Below are 581 nucleotides of genomic sequence, written 5' to 3'. Positions count from 1 at the left end.
CCCCGACCAGATCCAGGTCGGGCCTGCTCCGGATCGCATCGATCGCGATCGACCCGACGCCGCCCGTCCCCCAGACCACGGTTCTCAGCGGTGTTTTCACGATTCCTCCGTTGCTGCGATTGACCCCGTCACCAGTGCGGCGCGCTCGAGATACTCGCGACCGATTCGTCGCCCTGCCGTCTCCCACACATCTGCACAGCGACCGAGTACAGCTCGGTCGTCGGCGCTCCCTCGGCGGGCGCCCGGATGTCGAACCGGAGCGTGAACATCAGCACCGCGACAAGGCCGGGGTATTCACGACGACCGACTCTAACCTAATCTTTGTTCTGGTTACCATTAATAGTGGATGCTATTCTCAGCGCTGGCTTTGTCGCCACACCGGGCTCCCGGAGGAGGATCGATGACCGGAGGTAAGCACCGCGTCGTGGTCTGGTCGACCGGCGGAATCGGCTCCATCGCGATCGATGCGATCCGGAGCAGGCCCGACCTCGAACTGGTCGGGGCGTGGGTGCACTCCGAGGAGAAAGTCGGCAAGGACGCGGGGGTGCTGGCGGGCGGTGATCCGATCGGGCTGGCGGCCA

1 protein-coding gene and 1 pseudogene are annotated in these 581 nt (G+C 65.1%); one reads left to right on the top strand and one right to left on the bottom strand.

Features of this window, described 5'->3' with window-relative positions; translation table 11 throughout:
* Positions 1–128 precede the first annotated feature (128 nt).
* Positions 129–269 carry a hypothetical protein gene (locus tag A5698_RS28355; protein WP_156670581.1) on the bottom strand — a complete coding sequence of 47 codons (141 nt, stop codon included), beginning with the start codon at positions 267–269 and terminating at the stop codon, positions 129–131.
* Positions 270–400: 131 nt separating this feature from the next.
* Here A5698_RS28355 and A5698_RS02275 point away from each other — a divergent pair.
* Positions 401–581: pseudogene (locus A5698_RS02275) on the top strand (dihydrodipicolinate reductase); the annotation flags it as partial.

Origin of the sequence: Mycobacterium sp. E136, from assembly GCF_001666865.1 — a bacterium.
GTDB lineage: Bacteria > Actinomycetota > Actinomycetes > Mycobacteriales > Mycobacteriaceae > Mycobacterium.
Note: the sequence above shows the minus strand (reverse complement) of the source record. Positions and strands in the feature narration are given on the sequence as shown.

Bases quoted from the DNA above. Each gene is read 5' to 3' on its own strand.
- A5698_RS28355 (WP_156670581.1), bottom strand. From the start codon at position 269: ATGTTCACGCTCCGGTTCGACATCCGGGCGCCCGCCGAGGGAGCGCCG.